The sequence below is a fragment of the Nonomuraea purpurea genome (assembly GCF_042650645.1).
Classification (GTDB): Bacteria; Actinomycetota; Actinomycetes; order Streptosporangiales; family Streptosporangiaceae; genus Nonomuraea; species Nonomuraea purpurea.
In genome coordinates, this window is the sequence record NZ_JBHSBI010000061.1 from 1 (window position 1) to 19,208 (window position 19,208).

14 protein-coding genes and 1 pseudogene are annotated in these 19,208 nt (G+C 62.4%); 5 read left to right on the plus strand and 10 right to left on the minus strand.

The window, feature by feature from the left end; translation table 11 throughout:
• Positions 1-406 (plus strand): hypothetical protein (locus ACFOY2_RS53990; RefSeq protein WP_379535995.1); only part of this gene is annotated, 406 nt, incomplete at its 5' end.
• 138 nt (positions 407-544) lie between these two features.
• On the opposite strand, the gene ACFOY2_RS53995 is transcribed toward ACFOY2_RS53990, so the two are convergent.
• Positions 545-2,218 (minus strand): recombinase family protein, encoded by a 1,674-nt coding sequence (locus ACFOY2_RS53995; RefSeq protein WP_379535996.1) that lies wholly within the window; start codon positions 2,216-2,218, stop codon positions 545-547.
• Between the two features lie 277 nt (positions 2,219-2,495).
• On the opposite strand from ACFOY2_RS53995, the gene ACFOY2_RS54000 reads away from it, so the two are divergent.
• Positions 2,496-3,724 (plus strand): IS3 family transposase gene (locus ACFOY2_RS54000; protein ID WP_379535997.1). Its coding sequence is split into 2 segments (ribosomal slippage): positions 2,496-2,799 and positions 2,799-3,724, totalling 1,230 coding nucleotides; the frame shifts between segments, so codons are not numbered across the junction.
• A 151-nt stretch (positions 3,725-3,875) separates the two neighbouring features.
• Here the strand turns inward: ACFOY2_RS54000 and ACFOY2_RS54005 are convergent.
• The 6 genes from ACFOY2_RS54005 to ACFOY2_RS54030 all read right to left on the minus strand — a co-directional run bounded on the left by ACFOY2_RS54005 (position 3,876) and on the right by ACFOY2_RS54030 (position 13,692).
• Entirely contained in the window at positions 3,876-4,547 is a 672-nt protein-coding gene (locus ACFOY2_RS54005; RefSeq protein WP_379535998.1) for a 3'-5' exonuclease, read from the minus strand.
• The gene (locus ACFOY2_RS54010) at positions 4,547-5,176 is read right to left on the minus strand and encodes a transglutaminase domain-containing protein (protein WP_379535999.1); all 630 of its coding nucleotides are present in this window, start codon (positions 5,174-5,176) and stop codon (positions 4,547-4,549) included. Before ACFOY2_RS54010 ends, ACFOY2_RS54005 begins: the two co-directional genes overlap by 1 nt.
• Before the next feature lie 439 nt (positions 5,177-5,615).
• Positions 5,616-8,858, minus strand: coding sequence for a type I restriction endonuclease subunit R (locus ACFOY2_RS54015; RefSeq protein ID WP_379536000.1), 3,243 nt, complete (start codon positions 8,856-8,858; stop codon positions 5,616-5,618).
• The gene (locus tag ACFOY2_RS54020; protein WP_379536001.1) at positions 8,845-10,038 is read right to left on the minus strand and encodes a restriction endonuclease subunit S; all 1,194 of its coding nucleotides are present in this window, start codon (positions 10,036-10,038) and stop codon (positions 8,845-8,847) included. Before ACFOY2_RS54020 ends, ACFOY2_RS54015 begins: the two co-directional genes overlap by 14 nt.
• Positions 10,031-11,653: a type I restriction-modification system subunit M gene (locus ACFOY2_RS54025; protein ID WP_379536002.1), complete on the minus strand. Its 1,623-nt coding sequence runs from the start codon at positions 11,651-11,653 to the stop codon at positions 10,031-10,033. Before ACFOY2_RS54025 ends, ACFOY2_RS54020 begins: the two co-directional genes overlap by 8 nt.
• Before the next feature lie 8 nt (positions 11,654-11,661).
• Complete coding sequence (locus tag ACFOY2_RS54030; RefSeq protein ID WP_379536003.1) at positions 11,662-13,692, minus strand: hypothetical protein; 2,031 nt, start codon at positions 13,690-13,692, stop codon at positions 11,662-11,664.
• A 474-nt stretch (positions 13,693-14,166) separates the two neighbouring features.
• Here ACFOY2_RS54030 and ACFOY2_RS54035 point away from each other — a divergent pair, with 474 nt between their 5' ends.
• Both ACFOY2_RS54035 and ACFOY2_RS54040 read left to right on the plus strand, forming a co-directional pair.
• Positions 14,167-15,831 (plus strand): DUF6119 family protein, encoded by a 1,665-nt coding sequence (locus ACFOY2_RS54035; RefSeq protein WP_379536004.1) that lies wholly within the window; start codon positions 14,167-14,169, stop codon positions 15,829-15,831.
• A gap of 161 nt (positions 15,832-15,992) precedes the next feature.
• Positions 15,993-16,136: pseudogene (locus ACFOY2_RS54040) on the plus strand (helix-turn-helix domain-containing protein); the annotation flags it as partial.
• A gap of 240 nt (positions 16,137-16,376) precedes the next feature.
• Here the strand turns inward: ACFOY2_RS54040 and ACFOY2_RS54045 are convergent.
• The 3 genes from ACFOY2_RS54045 to ACFOY2_RS54055 are packed head-to-tail and all read right to left on the minus strand — an operon-like array spanning position 16,377 to position 17,712.
• Positions 16,377-16,799, minus strand: coding sequence for a VOC family protein (locus tag ACFOY2_RS54045; protein WP_379536005.1), 423 nt, complete (start codon positions 16,797-16,799; stop codon positions 16,377-16,379).
• 39 nt (positions 16,800-16,838) lie between these two features.
• Positions 16,839-17,450 carry a DUF6879 family protein gene (locus tag ACFOY2_RS54050; RefSeq protein WP_379536006.1) on the minus strand — a complete coding sequence of 204 codons (612 nt, stop codon included), beginning with the start codon at positions 17,448-17,450 and terminating at the stop codon, positions 16,839-16,841.
• Positions 17,443-17,712, minus strand: coding sequence for a hypothetical protein (locus tag ACFOY2_RS54055; RefSeq protein ID WP_379536007.1), 270 nt, complete (start codon positions 17,710-17,712; stop codon positions 17,443-17,445). The genes ACFOY2_RS54050 and ACFOY2_RS54055 overlap by 8 nt, the downstream gene beginning before the upstream one ends.
• Positions 17,713-18,576: 864 nt before the next feature.
• On the opposite strand from ACFOY2_RS54055, the gene ACFOY2_RS54060 reads away from it, so the two are divergent.
• Positions 18,577-19,137 (plus strand): NB-ARC domain-containing protein, encoded by a 561-nt coding sequence (locus ACFOY2_RS54060; protein ID WP_379536008.1) that lies wholly within the window; start codon positions 18,577-18,579, stop codon positions 19,135-19,137.
• The last annotated feature ends 71 nt before the right edge of the window (positions 19,138-19,208 follow it).

Below are 19,208 nucleotides of genomic sequence, written 5' to 3' on the forward strand. Positions count from 1 at the left end.
GCACGCTGTCTCACCAGCCAGGTCATACCGCGATGACGATCACCACAGCAACCTGGCGATCTTCAAACAACCGCACGTGCGGAAAACGGGGCTAGCCGCTTCGCCGGCATCCGCTGATGTTTCGGACGGCTGGCACGACGAAGCCGGTTGGGGCTCAGTCACCGTCTCAGCCAACCGCAAGCACATCAAGATATGCGATCTCAGAAACGACGGCCGAGCCGTCCGAGTCGAATACGCCACCTCCTACCTTCAAGAGTGGACCGTCATCGACAGAAACGGCGCACGATGGGGCTGCGGCACCGATTCCACCTTCTTCAGCCGCATCACAGCCTTCAAACTCTGCGAGGGCCGCACATTCGGCACCTGCCGCCCAACCGTCTGGATCTCCCAATCCAGCGTGAGGTAACCCTGGGACACGAACGCGCCTAGAAACGGGCCGACGCGGCGGGAGCACAGGATGCGGGGCAGAGTGTCCCAATTCTTTGTCCGTACCGCGTACCCCGGTCGTACCGCACCGAGCGCTATCCGTCACGAGTTGAAGACTCTAGGCATTCAACTTGTGTAGTTTGGCTCGGAAACACACCGAGCGCCGACGTAGGGGCTCGGGTTCAATCCTTGCCTCTAGATATTGCTTTTCCGGATAGTACGTAAGCTTCAGGCCGAGCCGCATGTAGAGCTCGGCCTTGTCGCCGGAGTCCGCCTCTCCGATCAGACGCACCAAGTCGCCGATTTCCTCAATCATTGATCTGATCTCCGCGACGCTGGTGGGCTGCACGGCCGGGACGGTCTTCAGCTCCTCCTCCAGGCGGGCGCGTTCGTTCTTGGTCTCGTTGATCCACGAGAAGATCTCGATCGGATCGCCTCCAGCGTCCAGCGTGGATCGGTGCTGGCTGCGCTTGCGATCGCACTTCGGCAGCTGTTGCCGCAGGTCGAGTAGGACAGTCTCGTTCGGGGCGATCGCCTGCTCGGTCATGGCCGCGATCGTGCGTTCCCGCGCGTCTGGCCCGAACGCGGTCGCCAACCAGCCATCGACCTCATCAAGAATCTTCGCCTCCCGCAGGTAGACGGCCTTGGGATGGTGGAGGTCGTTGAGAATGGCGTACTGGTTGGGGAAGCGGCACCGGTAGTAGGCCTGCTGGTTGTTCCAGTTGCCCTGCATCCGGCGCTCGCAGTACCCGCAGAAGAGTACGCCCCGCAACGCGTACGGACGCCGGGTAGGGCGGGGACGCTGGCTGTACTGGCCCCTGGCACGCGTGGCGAGGATCTCCTGTACGCGCTGGTACTCCTCGACACTCACGATCGCGTCATGGACCGGATGCTCGGACCAAATCCACTGGTCCTTGGTGTTCCACCGCTGCTTGGTCGTCGTCCCCAGCGCGACGTTCTCCACGTCCAGCAGGACCTCGTCCTTGCGCTGCTTGTTCCACACCTGGTGGCCCGTATAGCGCGGGTTGGTGAGGATGACCCGGACGGCGTACCTCGACCACGCCCGCTGATCCCGATGCTTGTTCCGCCCAGGATCGCTGGCTGACGGCGACAAGATGCCCTGCCGCGTCAGGTCCTCGGCGAGGTCCAGATAGCCCCGCCCCTTGAGGAACTCGCTGTAGATCCACCGCACCACGCGCGAGGTGACCGGATCGGCCACCAGCCTGCGCAGTCTCCGGCCATCGGCCGCCTTGCCCGGGTTCGGGTGCGGACCGGCGTCCTGGAGCAGGTACCCGTACGGCGGACGCCCGCCCAGGAATCTGCCTTCGGTCGCCGTGATCGCCGCCATGGCGGCCCGCACCCGGATCTTGATGCGGTTCCGCTCCCCCTTCGACAACCCGCCGAAGACCCCCATGATCATGTCGTGGGCCTCGTTCGCCGGATCGATCGGTCCGCCCACCTCTGGTACCCATAGCGGGACGCCGAAGTGCTCGAACAGCGGGAAGGTGAGGCTGTACTGGTTGCCGTAGAACGCCCGCTGCGGCTCCCCGATCACCACCGCGTCGAAGCCCCGCAGCGGGTCCTTCAGCTCCTCGATCAGCGCCGCCGCGTGCGGGCGGAGCTGCCAGGGGATCGAACGGGACTTGTCGATGTCGAAGAACTCGGCGACGATCTCCCCGCCCCGCGATTCGATCAGTGCCCTTGCCCGGTGCAGCTGCCAGGCCCGTGATGCCTGCGGGTCCTGATTGTCCTCGGTCGATACCCGGCCGTAGAAGCCGAACTTGATGGTCATTTCTCCTGCTCCTTCGCGATGTGCGGCTGTCTCGCGCGGGCGGAAGCACCAGTGGTTCGACTTCTCCGCCGGTCCTCCGCCCGCCCGGCTACCGCAGCGGACGTGCACATGCGTCCGCATCCCTAAGGGCGGGGAGGTATACCAGCGCGGCCATAGCCTGCAGGCTCGCGAACACGGACGCGATGTTTTGAAGCGTCCCCGCAGGTCACCAGGCGCGAATCCTATTGAGCCGCCCCGGGTTCGTTGGAGGCCCTGACACCTGGAAGGGTGAGGGACCATGGCGCCCCCGAGGAAGTACTCCGTTGAGCTGCGTGATCGTGCGGTTCGGTTGGTCTTTGAGTTGCGTGAGCAGAGCGGTGAGCGGACTGGGACGATCGCCCGTGTCGCCGACCGGCTCGGAGTGCATCGTGAAGCGTTGCGGACCTGGGTCCGTCAGGCCGAGGTCGATCAGGGCGAGCGTCCTGGTACCACGACCAGCGACGCACAGCGCATCGCCGAGCTCGAGCGTGAGAACCGTGAACTTCGTCGGGCGAACGAGATTCTGAAGGCCGCGTCGGCTTATTTCGCCCGGGAACTCGACCCGAAACTGCCGCGCTAGTCGAGTTCATCGATTCCCATCGGGACCGGTTCGGTGTGGAGCCTTTGTGTGCTGTCCTGGAATTGTCGCCGTCGACGTATTGGGCGGCTAAGAAACGCGAGTCGGAGCCGTCGGCTCGTGCGGTGCGTGATGAGGCGTTGAAGAAGGAGATCATGCGGGTGTGGGAAGGTCCGGGCCGCAAAGTGTATGGTGCGCGGAAGGTGTGGGTTCAGCTCAACCGCGAGGGCATCATCGTGGCCCGGTGCACGGTCGAGCGGCTGATGCGTGAGCTGGGCATCGCCGGCGTGAGCGCCAAGCGTAAGCGTCCCCGCACCACTCTGCCGGGCGCCGAGCGGCCGAGCGACCTGCTGGAGCGCGACTTCACCGCGGACGCGCCCAACCGCAGGTGGGTGGCCGACATCACCTATGTGGACACCGCTGCCGGCTGGGTGTACGCCGCGTTCGTCCAGGACCTGTTCTCCCGGCGCATCGTCGGCTGGCAGGTCGCCGATCATTTGGGTGCCGAGCTGGCGTTGGACGCTCTGGAAATGGCGATCTGGGCGCGTGGTGACCGCCTTGACGGCGGCATGGTTCATCATTCTGATCGTGGCGTTCAATACACGTCTATTCGCTACGCCGAGCGTCTAGATCAGATCGGTGCGGCCCGTTCGGTGGGCAGAAAAGGCGACTCCTACGATAATGCCGTGGCGGAATCGCTCAACAGTCTCTACAAGAAGGAACTCATCGATTTCCATGGCGGCTGGAAGAATGTCATGGATGTGACGATCGCCACCATGGAATGGGTGGCCTGGTACAACATGGAAAGGGTACATTCTTTCTGCGGGAACGTTCCCCCGCACGAGTACGAGGAAGCGTTCTACCGGTCACACGGCAACGCGCCCGTATCGACCAAAAACCAAGCGAAGTAGCCTCCAACTTCGCCGGGGCGGTCCATATGGCTCCTCACGAGCGAGCATGCTGAATGTTGGCAGCGGTGAGACTGGTCAGGGATCGACATCGGCGATATGGAGGCTCTCTGAGACCGTGGAGGTCGCCATCGCCGTGCCTCGTGCTGTGGCCTCAGAACAGTCCGACCTGAACTCCGGCCGATGACGTCAGACGTTTGGGCGCGAGCCCACCAAAGCGGTCAAGATCGAAAAGCTGGCGCCAGCAGCCTGTCCGCCCGCCCTCGGTCACCAGGCGCTCGAAGACCCGCGCCGTGGCCTGCACGTCCGGCATCGCCCGATGACGACGCGCAGGCGGTTCGACGCGCAGATACCTCACCAGATCATCCAGCCGGTGCGACGGCAGCTCCGGATACAGCACGCGGGCCAGGCGTACGGTGTCCAGCAGCGGGACAGCAGCCAAGACGGGGCAGTGTGGCCGCTGGTGGGCGATGAGACCCGCCTCAGTGGGCGCGTGGTGGGCGACCAGCCGGTACGGCGGCGCCGTGAGTCGACGGTCGAGATCGGCCATGACCTGCTCAGGGCCAGCAGCCGTGGCCAGCATCGCCGCGGTGATGCCCGTCATACGCACATCAAAGGAGGTGACGGGCACCTCGACGGGCGGTGCGATCAGCGATTCAAAGCTCCACAGTTGCGACAGCCCGTCGTCGGCGACGGTGAGGGCGAGGACCGCCACCTCCACTGGAACGGCAGGATGCCCAGCAGGGGTCAACCCCTCGAAGTCGATGACCAGGTAGGTGTGACGGGCAAAAGCGGCATCGCGGTAGAGCGGCGAGGCGTCAGACATCAGCCGCCCCCGCACCAGGGTGCGTTCGTTACGGCTCCGGCACGGACCTCGCGCAGCCACCAGTTGAATGCCTTCTGATAACTGTCGCCGCTGTCGACGCCGACGGTTTCGTTGACGTCGACGTTCGGCACCGGTTCGGGCCCGTCCCCCTGCCGCCACAGCGGCCCACGCGGCTCGTAGGCCGGAACGGTATCAGTGATGCCGTCCCACTCGGCGACGGCCAGCCCGGCGGCGGCCAGGGGCGGATCGTGGGTGGCATCCACCAGCGTCCACCGGCCATCGATCAGTGCCTCGGCAGCCGAATGTACGTCCTGCCGTGAGGGCAGCAGCCGCACCTCTGCTGGCTGGTCGGGCAGGTGATACAGCCACCGGACCCGCCGGGCCGGATAACCGAGCGCCCGGAAGCCTTCGATCAGATAGGCGGATTTGGCCAGGCAGTCGCCGCATCCAAGCGTCATCAGCGTCGCGGCGTCGTGTGCGCCGTCCGTGCCGTACGGCACCTCTCGTACGGCGATGAACAAGGCGATCCGCTCAGCACACACATCCACGCGCTGACGGTATCCATCCGACACCGCACGCACATCACTCCACACCGAATGGAGCGATGAGGTGCGCTGCGCATAATCCACCGCGTCGCGCTCAGAATGGCTACCGCTGTGCCAGAAAGAGAGGACTAAGGGGAGAGTTCGCGAAGATCCTGCACAAGGGCGGACTATTGACCCGACCTGCATGTTTGGGCCGAGACGCTGCGATGGCCACGTAAGTGGGGGTGGTGATCTCTCAACGGAGGGCTTCGAGATCCTGAGGCCATGCTCTGGGGTCGCCACCCATCGTCCGGAAACTGTCGTAGGACGAAACTAACGTGAGGGACTACTGGCACTCTGTCATCCGAGTCGACCGATCGTCTGCGCGCCAACATGGTCGCCCAGATGAAAAAACAAGGCTCGATCCGCTCCGCCGGAGTCGCCAAGGTACCGCGCCATGGCAACAGGCCAAGATGCTCGAAACCACGCGGCTCACGCCCGCCGAGCGAACCGCGGCCGATGGGTGTGTCAAATCATCGCATCGCTACGCTGTGACTGGCGACCATTCGTCGGCGAAGGTCTCCAACTGCTGTATGACCTTATCGATGGCGTCCTTCTCCTCTTCCGGCGGGTAGCCGTGCTTAGCGAGTAGCCGCTTGATGATGGAGCGGAGCTTGGCCTGAACATCGTCGCGGGCGGCCCAGTCGGTCGAGAGATTCTTCTTGACAGCTACGACGAGGTCACGAGCAATCGCTGCCAGTTTCTGCTCCCCGATGGAGGCATCGCCGTCACCCATGAGCGCTTTCACGGCGTCCTTGGCTGCTACGGCGTCGAAGAAGGCGAGTTCGTCGTTGGTCAGCGGTGGGTTGAACTGCTCGCCTCGCCTGGCATCGGCTGAGACCTCCTTGGCCATCTCGATCAGCTTTGCGATGATCTCGGCGGCGCTCAGGTTCTGGTTGGTGTACTTGCGCATCAGGTCAATGAGGCGGTCAGAGAAGGACTGCTGCCGAACGATGTTGTGCTTGGTGACCTTGCGCATCTCCTGCTGGACCAGTCGACGTAGGGCCTCGATGGCCAATGCAGGCTGGTGAGCCGCCTGCATCCGCTTGAGGTACTCCTCATCCAGGTTCGACAAGTCTGGGCGGGTAAGTCCGGCTTCGGCGAACAGGTCGGTGACCGCGTCGGCCTCGATCGCACCGGCCGTGAGTTGTTTTAGGAAAAGCTCTACTTCAGCGGGGATCGGGCGGCCCTCGGCGACCCGCTCGGCAGCGTCGAACTTGGCCATCACGGTCCGGACTTCCTTGAAGAAGACGATCTCATCTTTCACATCGTTGAGAAGCCCCGAATTTCCGCACAGGCCGTAGAACCTGGAGAGCCGGGCGCTCTCCGCAGCGAACCGCTCCTTCAGCGTGGGCTCTCGCTCCTCGGCCTCAAGGTCGACCTGGTTACCGGGATGCTTGGGGTCGCGCAAGAAGGCCGCCGCACCTCGCACGGTGTCACGCCAGGCCTTCGGCGAGTTCGCCGCGAGACCTTTGCGCCAGGGGTAGCCGTGCAGATGGATGTTGCCGAGCACATCGAGGAGGTCACGGACCTTGGTGATCGCGCCATGTTGTTCGTCCAACAGGTTCTGCCCCATCGGCTTGCTCTTGGCATCGCTCCGGTCGTCTGCGCTGTATTCAGCGAGTGCATCCAGCAAGTTGTCGTGGAGGGGGGCGTACCCCACCATCAGACCGTCCTGCTTATTGAGGTACGTACGGTTCACCCGGGCTAGGGTCTGCATAAGCTGCGCGTCGCGCATCGAACGGTCGAGGTAGAGGGTGTGCAGCGGGGGAGCATCGAACCCCGTCAGCAGCATGTCCTTGACGATAATGATCTCGAGGTCGTCGTTGGCGTTCTTCATCCGCCTCTGGATCGTCTTGTGTTCCGATGGACGGAGCCGGTGAGCGGTCAACTCCGGCGGGTCGGACGGGTTGCTGCTGTAGACGACCTTGATCTTGCCTTCGGTCACACTATCTGAGTGCCAGTCAGGCTTTATGGCGATAATTTGCCTGTACAGTCCGGTGCAGATCTCCCGGGTACCACACACAATCATCGCTTTGCCCTTGGCGTCGATGAACTGCTTCATCGACTCGGACCGGGCCTCCCAATGGTCGACGATGTCGGCAGCCAGCTTCTCAAGACGCGCCGGCGCCCCGTACACGCTTGTCATCACTGCCGTTGCTTGCTCGACCTGCTTGCGCTCGTTGTCGTCGAGCCCTTCGGTCGCCTGGTCTACCTTCTCGTCCAGTTCTTCTGCGGTGAGGCCGTCGGGCAGGTGTACGGGGATCAGGCGGCTTTCATAGAAAACCGGGACGGTGGCGCCGTCCTCAACTGCGCGCGTCAGGTCGTAGGTATCGATGAGCTCGCCGAACACCGCCGTGGTATCCTTCTCCGCGCTGCGGATCGGGGTTCCTGTGAAAGCGATCATCGTGGCGTATGGGAGCGCATCCCGGAGATGCCGCGCGTAACCGTTAAGGTCGTCATAGTGGCTGCGGTGCGCTTCATCGACGATCACGATAATGTTGCGCCGTTCCGACAGCAGCGGATGCGCGGCCCCTGAGTCCTTCTCTGCCTTGGTCCGGCCGAACTTCTGCAGGGTTGTAAAGTAAATTCCGCCGGTGCGCCGGTTAGTAAGCTCGGTCCGCAGATGGTTCCGGCTGGTCACCGGCACCGGCTTTTCTGGTAGCAGCTCGCTAGCGTTGAAGCCTTGAAACAGCTGGTCGTCCAAGTCAGTCCGGTCGGTGATTACCACAATCGTCGGGTTGCCGAGCGACTTGTGCCGCAGCACCTGTCCGGAGTACAGCTCCATTTCCAGGGACTTGCCAGACCCCTGGGTGTGCCACACCACTCCGGCTTTGCCATTGCTGCGGACCGCTTCGATCGTCTTACTGACTGCCCGTTTCACTGCGAAGTACTGATGCGGCTTGGCGATCAGCTTCGTCAGGCCATTGTCCGAGCGGAAGAAGCCCACGTAGCCGTCCAGCAGTTCGATGAACTGTGCGGGGTTGAAGAGACCGAAGAGAGCGAGGACCAGCTCGGAATTCTCCCAGTTGGAGTTCACGTCCTCAACCGGCTGGCCGCTTTCGTTGACCTTCCAGGGCGCATAGTGGTTCCACGGGGTGAAGGCAGTACCGTAGCGCGCCTCGATCCCGTCGGATGCCAGGCAGATCACATTGCTGCGGAACGCACGCCATGCATCCTTGGTGTACGAGTCCAGCTGGTTCTTGGCGATCTCTGGGGTGGCGTGCGGATCGCCAGGCTTCTTCAGCTCGACTACGCCGACTGGCAGACCGTTGAGGTAGAGCATCACGTCGAACCGGGACTTGATGTCCTTATTCACTGGGTTGACCACGGTGACCTGCCGCACCGCGAGGAGATCGTTATTGAATGGATCTGCCCGATTGATGAGATACACCGTTGGGTTCTGCTCGGCGCCGTACTCGTCGGTATAGATGATGTCTCGGATCCCCTTGGTAAGGAACTCGTGTAGCCGGAAGTTCTCGTTCCGTAGATCCTGCGACTCGGCCGTCAGCACCAGCTGCACGACCTCATCTACGGCCGTCGCCGGCAGACCTGGATTGACCCGCGCCACCGCCTCCCGCAGCCGCTCCGGAATGATCGCCTCATCCCACGACTCCCGCTCACCCGACCCGGGAGCGATCTGCGGCCCGTTCTTCGGCTCCCACCCAAGCTCCCCGAGAATCTCGAGAACGTCGTGCTCCAGGTCTGCTTCGCTATACCCCGTCATACGACACATCCACAGCCTTCTCCGCGTCCCGCACCTTGATCGCCCCTGACATGAGCTTTGGCAACAACGTGTCCCGCAACTCCGTGAGTGTTTGTGTCTCCTGAGCAGCGTGTGCAGCGCGCCGGTGCAGTGCCTCAGCTTTGGCGTCGAACTCCGCGATTGCCTCAGGGGAGGCGAGCCGAACGGTCATCGCTTTGAAGTTCTTCCTGCTGAGCTCTAGGAATGTTGAGCCGTTCGCAAGGCTGAGCATCTCGTCGACACGAGACCTCATCTCATGGAATAGCCACCAGCGAAGCGCTGGATCCTTGGGGATGACCACGATGAAACCTTGATTGACTGCTGCCGGACGCTGCGGCACAGCGAAGGCTCCGATGGTCGCTCGTGATGTCATAAAAATGGAACCTGCTGGATAGAGGCGCGAGGCACAGCTTTCTAGTCCGGCGCTCGTAATCATCCGCTTGGTACCGAAGAGATAGGGCGATGGGAGTGCTGTTACATCGCTTGGGGTAGTCCAAAGTATATCGCCATCCCAATAGCTCGGTTCCGCCGTTCGCGGGGTGCCTCCACCAAATACAGCCGCAATAGAAGCAAACGTATCCTCGCCGGGACTGGAATCTCCTACCGCTTGTGCGTGAAGGGCATCAGCAAGGTCCAGTGCGCCAGCGATGATCTGGTCGTTGGCGGCGATCTTGTCATCGAGGGCGCCGAGCAAGGCAGATATTTTCCTTTGTTCCGGGTAGTCGGGAGCTGGAATCTGAAGTTTCAGGAGCTCAGGCTGCCTAATCCCAACCACAGTAGTACCGGAAGATCTGGCCAGGAGTTGGGCCTGCAAGCCACCTGTCTGTAGCGCATAGAAGAGAAACTTGCTGTCCAGAACTCCACGTCTACCTCGAAGTCCATAGAGCCGCTGGGCGAGAACGAGAGGAAGGGAATCCTTCACCAGAGCCACCCGCCCAAGTGGGGCTTCAGAGGTAAGTATTACGTCGTTCTCCATCAGTGCCACAGGCATCCAGGACCTATAGGTTTCGGGAGAAACGAAACGCGCCTCTCGCAGGTGAAGCTTTCCGCCCTTGACATGTTTCGCCGAAATAACAGGTATCCCTGTATCGGTGAACGGTGGGTTCTTTCCACGGTTGTCTATAAGGAGTTCAAGAGACTCTCCAAGAGTCAAGTTATTCATTAATCATCTCCAGTTGTTTCCGGATGACCTGCTCAAGGAGGGTGGATTCGTCGAAGCGAGTAAAGAGTTCTTTGGTGAGTCGGTCGATTCTTTCTGTGAGGGGTTCGTCGTCAGTGTCGTCGGCTCCGGTGGCGCCGACGTAGCGGCCAGGGGTGAGGATGTCATCGTGCGCGGCGAGTTCTTCGCGGGTGGCGGAGTAGCAGAAGCCGGGCTCATCGGCGTAGACGAGGTCGGCATCGCGGGCGCTCTTGGTACCGCGCCAGGCGTGATATACCTCGGAGATCTTCTTGATGTCGTCGTCTGTGAAGACTCGCTCAGTGCGATCGAGCATGGTGCCCATGTTCCGAGCGTCGATGAACAGGACCTGGCCCTGCCGGTCGGTGTGGCCACCGAGCGAGGTCTTGTCTTTGGCGAAGAACCAGAGGCAGGCGGGAATCTGGGTGGTGCGGAAGAGTTGGGACGGTAGCGCGATCATGCAAGCAACCAGATCCGCATTGACCAGTTCGGTACGAATTTCACCTTCGCCGGACTGCTTGGAGGACATGGAACCGTTGGCCATCACGACGCCGGCGGTGCCGTGAACACCAAGCTTGAAAACGATGTGCTGCATCCAGGCGAAGTTGGCGTTGCCTGCGGGCGGGATGCCGAAGCGCCAGCGGGGGTCTTCGGTGTTGCGGTGCCAGTCCGACATGTTGAACGGCGGGTTGGCGAGAATGAAGTCGGCCTTCAGGTCGGGATGCTTGTCCTCGTAGAATGTGTCAGCCCAGCTGTTGCCTAGGTCGGCAGACAGGCCGTGGATCGCGGTGTTCATCTTGCCGAGCCGCCAGGTGCGCTGGTTGGACTCCTGGCCATAGACGGCGATGTCGTCGCGGCGGCCGCGGTGGTTGAGGATGAACTTCTCGGCTTGGACAAACATGCCTCCGGAACCGCAGCACGGGTCGTACACCCTGCCCCTGTAGGGCTCGAGGATCTCGACCATGAGGCGGACGATGCTGGAGGGTGTGTAGAACTCGCCGCCTCGCTTGCCCTCGGCGCGGGCGAACTTCTCCAGGAAGTACTCGTACACCTCGCCGAGTACGTCAGCAGCGGTCCTGCCTTCGTGGCCAGTAAACCGGGCGTCGCTGATCAGGTCGACAAGCTCGCCAAGCCTCCGCTGGTCCACTTCCTTACGGTTAAAGATCTTCGGGAGGACGCCGGTGAGCGCTGAGTTCTCCTTCATGACCGCGCCCATCGCATTATCGATTCGCTCTCCAATGGTGATCTCGCCCGGACCGGGCTTCGCGTTGGCCTTGAGCTCGGGCCACTGTGCATCGGCTGGCACCCAAAAGATGCCCTCCCGTGCATACTCATCCTTATCGTCCAGGAATGATTCGATCCTGGACTCCGGGACGCCGTCGGTGATGAGGTCGGCGTACAAAACGCGGCGGCGTTCCTCCCAAGCATCGAAGGTGTACTTGAGGAAGACCAGACTGAGGACGAAGTCCTTGTACTCAGCGGCATCCATGGAGCCGCGCAGCTTGTCGGCAGCCTTCCAGAGGATTTCCTTGAGGTCCGCCATCGTGGTGGTGCCAGGCAGGGCTTCTTGGCCGGGGGCGGGCTTTTTGCGGGGCGGCATTGTGCTCCTCAGTCTTGAGTGCTGTGGTCAGCGAGGGTCAGGGTTCCGTCGGTGAGTCCTGTCGCGGCGATCTGACCGAGCTCGGCGAGGGCGTCGAGCTCGGAGAGGGCCAGCCGACGGCGCTCGTCGAGTTCGGCGAGCAGCCGGTCAAATCGGTGCAGGTCAGCCGGAGACAGCAGCGGTAGCCACAGTTCTTCCAACCGCTGTACCGGCCGGATCGCGCCGGCGGTCCGGCTGGAGCGAGACAGCAGTGCGGCGAGGACTCGCGAAGTGAAATGCTCCCGGCCGAGTTCGCTAATTCGCAGCACTCGGGCAGGGAACTCGACCACGGAGTAGCCGTCATGGTCAACGATCACGCCCGGCTCAGGGATGGTGGTGATCACTACGTCGCCGGGGAGACTCCGTCGCGCATTGGGGTAGCGCCGCTCGAACTCTAACCGATCTACGACCCGAGATCCGAGAGACGACCGGCCACCGACCTCCTGCGGGCCGATCAGCGAATACGAGTCTGCGCGCCCCGGCTGCTGGCGGATCAGCGCGACGTCGACCCGGGTCCCTCTCTGCATCGACAGAAGATTGGCCTTGTCCCGTGCGCCTTTGGTCAGCTGGCCAAGGGTTTCGGTGCGGGGCCGGGATCGGGCGTCGCTGGTCTCGATGTGCAGGTCCATGGCCCGGTTGGGACGTGCTTCTTGGAGTATCCGCTCAAGGTCGAGGCTGCGGGCGACCTGTTCGTGCGGGTCGACGGGATCTTCGCTCAGGTTCAAGTAACGCGGGGTGAGGGTCCGGGAGGACCGGACGACTGCTGCGATCGGTAGCTGCACCGCGTAGGACAGGCGGTGTGCGGCGGGATCATAGCCCGGCTCGCGCCAGGTGAGGATGTCGGTGGCGAGGGCATCGACGATGCCCTCGGTGAGCGGCTGGTCAGAGATGTCAGCGACGAGCAGGTTGCCCTTTAGATCGTTCCCGTAGTAGGAGTTCAGCACCCAGAGTGCGACCTCATAACCGGGCCGGGCCGGGACTAGCCCGCCGGGTAGTCGGATAATCGCTTTGGTCGCGTCCTTGATGAGGTGGCTGCGAAGCTTGCCCGCCTGGCTGATCGGGTCCAACGCCGCGGTGGTGTCGGCTGGCGCGACGATGATGGCGGTCGCTCCCTGCCGCAGGTCCGCCGACAGGTCACTCATGAGCTCGAGGGTGTCGTTGACGTTGCGCTCCTCACCCGCCCGGTAGGGAAGCTGCGCGACGATGACATCCGCTTGTTGCAGACTAGATCCAGGCGTTGTCTGTACTGAGAAATCTCCCTCGTGCAGATCATGGACGGAGAGACGACGCCGGGTGAGCCGTGCCAGGTAGGGGTCGGTGCAGCAGGCGGTGAGGTGCATCGGCTGGTCATCGCGAAGCTGAGAGACCTCGAGGAGCAGATCCCCGGTACCCGCATACGGATCTGAGATCTTCGCGATGCCATACCAGTCGGCGCGGGCTGTGGCAGCAGCGAGCTTGGCGATGAGACGGGCCAGGAGCGGGGCGAGACGGTCGGCGGTCAAGTCGGTCGCGCCGAGGCGCTCCCTGATGTCCATGATCTTTTCGTATGCGCCGGTCGCGCCATAGGCAGCTTCGACCAGTTCGTCGACCACCTTCGGCAACCAAGGCGCCCGGATCGCCTCGACTTCCGACCGCAGCAGCTCATCGGCGGGGTCGTGCTCTGCAGCCCGCTCCTGGAGTCTGCCCAGAACGCCTGGCTCACCATCGTCGAGCTCGTCATCGATGCAGTGTCGCAGCGCGATCAACGAGGTCAGGGCTGCCATGAGAGCTCGAGGCGGTAGCTGACCGGAGAGCCTGCCGAGGGTATGCAGGTACAGATCTCCGTCGATGTCCCGGCGCTTGGCTCGGCCAGTCTTCACCAGCCAGCTAGCGATCTCGGCAGCATCGAAGAGTGGGTGCTCATGGTCACCAGAGGCAGGTTTGGGGAATTCACGGTACCTGCGACGCCAAGTGCTGACGACGGGTCGCTGGACTTTGGCCAGCTCTGCAATCTCCGGCATCGAGATCAGCGTTGCGCCCCTCCATGGGTTTCGCATCGTCAGCACCTCCTCTCGTGTCTGAGCCAGCCTAGGCGAACAGGCCAGACTCGACCATGGCTTCCTTTGATAACCCCCACTATCAGGTCATTCGTCCGCTTTCGCGACAGGCTGGATCCTCCTTCACAGCGCAGACGCTCGACCGCGCATTCAGCCCGCACTTCGCCGTCCCTGCGATCCAGGCTTCGCCAACCATCGGCGGGAGCATCTAGCAACCTCTGCCCATGGCTCCCAACCGGCCTGCACCAACTCGGCCCCCTCCCTCCTGCGCAACCGTGCAAGATCATTTACTTCCACTCCATGTGATGATAACCCCCCTTATCAAGCTTCATGGTGCTATTTTGCCTACGCCAGCCGTTGTCGGATCGCATCCTTGTTCACAGCACTCCCCCGGTGCCGCGGCCCAACTCCGGCACCTTCCGCGAGAAGGAGCACCTCATGACCCACACCACCGCCAAGCGCACCCTCTACCGCGCCAAGGGCGTAGCCCCCACCATCGAGGCGATGTACGACGCGCTTGACATGACCCAGCTGATCTCAATCAGCGCCGATGTCGAAATCCTGTCCGACGAGCTCGGCGTGCCCGCGATCATGATCGACGGCGTGTTCGCCAAGGCCGAGGCAAGCTGGTACCCCGACCTGCGGCGCACCAGCAACCGCTGGGTCTCCCGCCCCAGCATCCAACCTGCCTCACTGCTCATGTTCGCCCTCGACGACGAGGTGTACGCCATCGGCTACGGACTCGGCCACCACCTCATCGCCAACCGCCTGAAGGACAAGCGCTTCGGACTGCGCTTCGCCATCCGGCAGGTCAACCCCGCCGAGGTCAACGACCTGGTCCGGCAGACGCCGGGTAGCGGGAAGACCGACATCACCCTGGTTCCTGGCGGGGCATCCGTGCGGACCTTCGGGATCGAGGAGCACGCGCAGATCGTCCGTACGATCGGCGGCCGTCTCGGCGGTGTGAAACTCACCGTCTCTTCGCGGAGTCGGGCGCGCGTCTCCAGTGCGCACGGTGGCGTTGGGCTCCGGCTGCACCTCGGAGTCGATGGCCCGGACCTCCTTTCCGACGTCCGGGAGATCTCGCGGGTCTGCCGCGAGGAACGCCCGCACCCGGATCTGGAGTTCGTCGAATACATCACCGAGATCACTGACGTGGACCTCATCGCCAGGCTGGAGGAGGCCCTGGACGACCTCCTCGGCGGGCCTGACCAGGGTCGCGTAGCGGGAGCCGTCCCGAAGGGTCGCTGGGACCAGTATCTGGCCGCTCGCGCCTTCCGCATGCGGATTAACAGTCGGCAAGGGAAAGTAGGCGACACCTTCGACCTTGCCTATCTGCTTGAGCGGGCGCGGGTGCAGCGGGCTGGCACCAGGGTGGAGGCGCTGCGCGAGGGCAAGGTCGTTCTTTATGAGGACAGCCGCGCGCGCAGTGACGACGTGATCTGCCGCTCCTCTGCTCTTCGCTGGGTGGAGGCCGACGTGGCGCTGGGTGACCAGCGGTTCTTCCTGCTCGATGAAGACTGGTACGAGATCGGTCCCGCCTACCTCACCACGGTCCGCAACCAGGTTGAGAGGCTGATTGTCTCCTCAGCCACAGACGACCTGCCCGCGTGGGACCTCGCGCACGATGAGCACCGCTTTTGCGAGGACATCGAGAACTCAGGCCGCGGCTATCTCTGCATGGACAAGAAGCTGGTGAAGACCCGGCTGCACCGGGGCAACGGCGTGGAGATCTGCGATGTGCTCTACCCTGACGGCACGCTGATGATGGCCAAGCGCGCTTACCGGGCCGGCGCGCTCAGCCACCTGCTCAAGCAGGTACTCGTGGCGGTCCAGGCTCTTCAGCACGACTCCGAGACCCTGGCCGGGTTCCGGAAGAAGGTTGCGCAGGCCCCCGGTGGATGGCAGCTGCCGGAAGGCTTCCAGCCCAAGAAGGTCGTGCTGGCGATCCTCTTGAAGGACGGCACCGAACTCACCGCCGACACGCTGTTTCCCTTCGCGCAGGTTGCCCTTCTGCACACCGCCACTGTCCTTCGGGCCTGGGGAGTCGCGATCGAGGTTGTCGGGATACGTGGGCGCCCATGCACGTGTGTCGTGAAGTAAGGCCATAAGCCTCATACGAGGGCTTGAGGTGAGTGCTGTCCGAAACAACACTCACCTCCACCTCGGCCGAGCGACCTGACGCCGCAGCACCATCACCTCATGCCAATAACCATGATCTCGACATGCTTGGTGACCCCACTTCGGGCCCAGGAGCAGCTGACCGGCTGGCGAGCTTGGCCGACGAGCCGCGTCCAGGAAGGCCGCGGACGGTGAGTGATGAGCAGGTGACGGAGCTGGTCGCGCGCACTTTGGAGACCAAGCCCGCCACTCACTGGTCGACGCGGTCCATGGCCAAGCAGGTGGGGTCTGTCTCAGGTGGGGTTGCTTCAGCAGATCACAGTGCCGGCGCAGGACTGTGGCCGGCCGTACAAAGAGCGCGCACAGCGTCCTGCTAGGAGACGATGCGATGAGCGCAAACGAGTCCGACGCCCAACCGCTTACGACGCGACAAGCCAACGTAGCAAGCCGACGACACCAGCGCGTGCGTCGCGACGATCACATCCACCGGCCGGCATGTCCGCTTCTGCCGATGAACGGCCGCGCGATCAGCTGTCGCCACGGCACAAGCAGAACGGGTGGCCAGCCGGGTCGAAAAGCACCCGGACATTGTCTCGCGGCTGTTCCCTGGCCAGCGAAGTTCCGAGGGCGACCGCCTCGGCGACCGCGGAGTCCAGATCGCCGACCTGGAAGTCGAAGTGCATCATTGGGCGCTGCTGCCCATCGACAGGTGGCCAGACAGGAGCTTGGTATCCGGTCGCCTGCTGGAACACGACATAGATAGAGCCCTCGGGAGCGGCGAGAATCGTCGTTCCCTGCTCCTCATAACCGATGGGCCATCCGAGCAACTCGGAGTAGAACTTCGCCAAAGCGCCGGGGTCGGGCGCCTCGATAGCGGTTCCCCACCACATGCCCCCCGTTCGAGATCGCACCGTGCACCTTCCCACGACTTGGCGAGCGAAGATGGACATAAGCCCCGCTGGGTGTATTCAATGCTAGCGATAGACTCCTCAATAACTAACAGAAGGCGGGGCTAGCGGAGCGATTTCTCGGTCGAAGAACTCCAAAAATCCTTCTCCTCGATCAAATAGAATGTTGAACTCGGCCGAGGTCTCCTGGATCACTTTCTGATCCGTAAACCGATTGGCTCCCGCAGCATTGCCGTCGTCGTCGTATACCACCTCATACAGGACTTCGTTTCCGAGGATCACGACCTCGGGTACAGGCCACTCCTGTTCAATGTCGGAGATGTTGCGAGCGTCCATTATACGAATTTTGTCACCCAATTCCACGCGCAGGCGGAGGACGAACAACTCCCACTGAACATACGGTGTAATAGGAAATTCCACGACGCGGAGGCGGCGTTCCAAAATACCAAGTTCGGCGGCCTTACGGAATTGCTGAGCGTAGATTTCGCGCTTCTCCTCAACTAGAGAGAGCGCCTCATCCCATTTACCGACCGCGAAGGATTCCCAACTTGCAAAACCTCGCTCCTTGAAATTCTGTCCACGTTCGAGCTTATCCAAGGAATGGATGCCGCCCTCGTAGACGCGGCGAAAATCCTCGTGATATTTTGGTCGCGTCAGGCGCTCGGAGATGCCGCGTCGGAAAGATTCAAACACTGGGGATGTCCGGCTTTGCTGCGATCATCATACTCCTTGGAATTACCACGAGGCTTTCGTCAGCCCCCATTGAAACTTCCGCAGGCAGGGAATTCTTGAGCGAAGCTGTCAGATCCCTACCGATGATGGCGATGTCCCCGTTGTCGAGTTCCCATATATCGGGACAATCGGGATTATCGGTTGTAATTCCCAGCTCTTGCGGTGACTTACCCAGACGCTTCTTGAACCCTGTCGTCGGGTCAGCTTCCCACGGTCTTGCCATGTCCACCCCTCTCTAGAGGGACGCCTGCGGTGTCCAGTTGGACCCAAATTAACGCTGGCGTACGCAGCGGTCAACCTTCTTTGGAGATCCTTGCCCGCTCGCCTCGGCGGTGCGACCATGTTATCTATAAAAAGGTTGTTGCGCCAACGTCTTACGCGCATTGATACCGGGATTCGCCCGTAAGTCGGAGGGTTGCAAAGTTGGGAGAACCGTGGCTGCGGATTTGACCTCACTACAGGCCGCTGGCACCACTCTAGTCACAGTTATGAACACTGATGTCGCGCAGCGTTCCCGTGAGGAAATGATCAATCGGTGGCAACAACTGGGGTCACACCGATCGGAATTGGTTGCCGCTGAATTGAAGGCTAGTCGCGAAGAAGCGTGGCGAGCGTGCAGGACCGACGACCAAGAGGTGCTACGTAAACTGCGTTTGCAGTGGCAGCGACAGGTCCGACGCCTAGTTGTTGCTCATCCAGACGCGGTCGAGGACCTGCACAGGTTGCTCGATGAATTCAGCCCGGCTGGCACTGCTGACCTCCCAGCGATCACACCGAACGGCATGGCATCCGGGCGTGCTCGGGTCTACCAAGCTGGGCAAGACCAGCACGTCACCGAGCCATGAGAGGTGCGATGGATGGCCACGCTGAGGATGGTGGCCGCGTCTACCAGACATCAGGTGACCAACACATCGTTGAGCACCACCACTACGGTAGCGAAGGAGCTGCCCAAGCCGGTCCAGACTCAGTTCGGCGGCCAGCAGTCGGCCGGGCACCAGTGGTTCTGCGTGATCGCGTTGAGGTGCTGGAGCGCTTGCGGAAGAGCGTCACAGTGGGGGCCGGCGGTGAAGCCTTCGTTCTTCACGGTATGGGAGGCTGCGGCAAGACGGCCGTTGCCCATGCCCTATTTCAATTCGCAACAGAGACTGGTGACCGAGTCGGCCTGTGGGTCAATGCCTCCGAGCGCGCGGGCCTACGTGCCGGCATGCTCGCTGTCGCCGCTGACCGTGGTGCCAGTGACGGTGAGTTGCTGGCTGCTCGAAACGGCCTTCGCCCCGGAGCTGACCTTGTGTGGGAGCACCTTGACCGATCTACTGAGCCTTGGCTGCTAGTACTCGACAACGCCGACGATCCCGAGATCCTCTGGGACGGCAGCTGGCTGCGTACCAGCCCGCGCGGAACCGTTGTGGTCACCACGCGCCGAGCGGCCGCCCGCTGGTGGCCAGGGGCAGAACTCCAACATATTGGAGTACTACCGCGTGAGGACGCTGCACGGGTCTTGTGTGACCTGGCTCCGCAGAGTGGCACGATGGAGCAGGCCGCCGAAATCGCGGATCGGCTTGGACGACTACCGCTTGCACTCACGCTCGCTGGTGGCTTCCTCTCTCACCAGGTGCTCGCCCCCTCCCTCTCTGTCAGACTCTCGTGAGACCTGGGGACGAAGTAGTCTTCTGTGACTCAATCAGGGCGAGAACAGGATCTTTCAGACAGTGACCTTGA